Annotated in this window: 1 protein-coding gene and 1 pseudogene; one reads left to right on the top strand and one right to left on the bottom strand. The window is 37.2% G+C overall.

Features of this window, described 5'->3' with window-relative positions; genetic code table 11:
* The first annotated feature begins 251 nt into the window (after positions 1 to 251).
* Complete coding sequence (locus tag F891_RS16575) at positions 252 to 863, top strand: recombinase family protein (protein WP_005264755.1); 612 nt, start codon at positions 252 to 254, stop codon at positions 861 to 863.
* 646 nt (positions 864 to 1,509) lie between these two features.
* On the opposite strand, the pseudogene F891_RS16565 reads toward F891_RS16575, so the two are convergent.
* A pseudogene (locus F891_RS16565) lies at positions 1,510 to 2,313 on the bottom strand (ISNCY-like element ISAba32 family transposase); the annotation flags it as partial.

Here is a 2,313-nt window from a genome sequence, read left to right as displayed (position 1 = left end):
CTGTTATTGAACAAAGAAAGTTAAATCCTGTGCTTGACTCTTGTGGTTAAAAACAGGACATTTTAAATGGTTTATCGCATAGACATTTTAATTGGGGAATAACACCCAAGGCATGGCTTTTAGTCATGCTTTTTTTATCAAAAGAGTATAGCTGAATGATAGCGAGCCAAATCGCATACAATATCTATCATTAGACTTAATGCAATAATTAAATGATATTGTTATCATTAATCTAATAGAATTAAGATTAAATGATAGAAATGAATACACGTATTTATCTACGAGCTTCAACTAAAGATCAAGATGCAAAAAGGGCTTTGCAGATTCTTCAGGATCTAAACCAAAACTTGAATTTGGGTGAAACCATTGTGTACGTGGAAAACTATAGTGGTACGAAGTTAGACCGACCTGAATTGAATAAGCTGCTGTCAGAAGCAAATCAAGGTGACACCTTGTTAGTTGAAAGTATTGACCGCTTATCACGCCTAACCCAACGAGATTTTCAAGAGCTGAAGCGCAGGATTCAGGAGAAAGGACTTCGATTAATTGTGGCAGATCTTCCTACTACCTACCAAATGATTCAAACCAGTGACACCATTACTCATTCAATCCTAGAACTCATTAATAATATGTTGATTGAACTCCTGGCAACAATGGCTCGCCTAGACAATGAGAAACGTATAGAACGTATTAAGCAGGGCTTGGCACGTTCGGGTTACAAGCCAACAGGTAAGAAAGCCAATGAGGCTAAGCACAAACGAATAAAAGAATTACTAGCAGCTGGCAATATGACTAAGGAAGAAATTGCCAAAGCAGTGAATTGTGGAGTTGCAACTGTTTATCGAGTTGCTAAAGTCATTTAAAAAGGCTTGTATCAGTGCTTCCCTTATGTCATATCTATTTACAAAGGAACAAGGCATTCTTAAAGATCAAAAGAAGGGATTAATGATGAAAAAGCATTTGATTTTACTTGTTTTTATAGTGATGGTTTTTATTTTAGCTCTAGTTGTAAAGATTAATAATGATCATAAAAAAGGGCAAGCATTAAACAAATTGGAACTAGTTGAAAAGCAAATCCATTAGGTAAAAATTGACTTATACTTATTTAAATAACGCTAATAACTAGGCCCAAAGAACACCTAGACCCAGTGCTACACACGCTTAGTTTTTTATATTTTAAAAGAGCATTTTAGCAAATATCATAAAAGACCGGTCTATTCTCAAGCCGGTTTTTTATATCGCAGAGTATCATGGCTTCATCATAGATATATGAATATTAAGATAAATAAAAAGCCCTATAGTCTCTCCCGTTACTATAAGGCTTATAAAACGCTGTAATTTTTTTCTTAATTACCTACTTTTCGATGTAAGTTATGAATATATTTTACCTATTGGTAAAAATAAAGATATAAGACAAAAGATGAATACGTTAGGAATTCCGCGTAAAAACTACTATGTTATTCCCCAATTAAAATGTCTATGCGATAAACCATTTAAAATGTCCTGTTTTTAACCACAAGAGTCAAGCACAGGATTTAACTTTCTTTGTTCAATAACAGCTTTCTGAGCTTTACGACTCGGCATACTTTTCTTGAGACGGGAACGTTTATTCTGTTTTTCCAACTCTTCATGCTGTTGCTGAATATGTGCCAGAACTGTACCTAACCGTTTATTCTCAACGATCTCATTCTGCTGTAGCCCAGCTAATTTATTGAAAATGCTGTAGTTGAGCTTTCGTCCCTCGTGCATGAGAGCCACAGTCCCATCCGGGTACTCCAGAAATGAAATATATTGCCCAACAAGCTTATGATTCAGCTCTATCGGTTCAAGCAGATAAATACATTTGTCATAGGTCAGGGTCAGATTCTTGGTGACCTTACGCGGTTCCTGCCAGGTAAAAATATCATCCAGTTCAAGATGAGATTCGGTTAATGGCCGATGTAAATTCTTTGAGTTTCGCGCACACTTGGCAAACTTCTGATTGAAATGCTCAATAAAGCAGGGCAGCCAGGCATTTGCCTCGGCAATTGAACAGATACCTTCTAGGCGCATTTCCTTGATCAGGCGATCCTGGAGTGTTCTATTGGCACGTTCCACACGGCCTTTGGCCTGGGGTGAGTTGGCGAAGATAATATCAATATTTAACTCATTCAGAATCCGCCCAAATTGCGTGATCTGGCTATCTTGGCTCGATTTCTGATTCACTCGGAATACCGAGTGTTTATCGCTATAAAACGCTAAAGGCTTGCCGTATTGCTCAATGTAGGCTCGGGTTGAAAGCATATAATCAAAGGTCGTTTCAGCCTCACAAAA

This window comes from Acinetobacter sp. CIP 101966 (genome assembly GCF_000369725.1).
Taxonomy (GTDB): Bacteria; Pseudomonadota; Gammaproteobacteria; order Pseudomonadales; family Moraxellaceae; genus Acinetobacter; species Acinetobacter lwoffii_Q.
Note: the sequence above shows the minus strand (reverse complement) of the source record. Positions and strands in the feature narration are given on the sequence as shown.

Bases quoted from the DNA above. Each gene is read 5' to 3' on its own strand.
- F891_RS16575 (WP_005264755.1), top strand. From the start codon at position 252: ATGATAGAAATGAATACACGTATTTATCTACGAGCTTCAACTAAAGAT.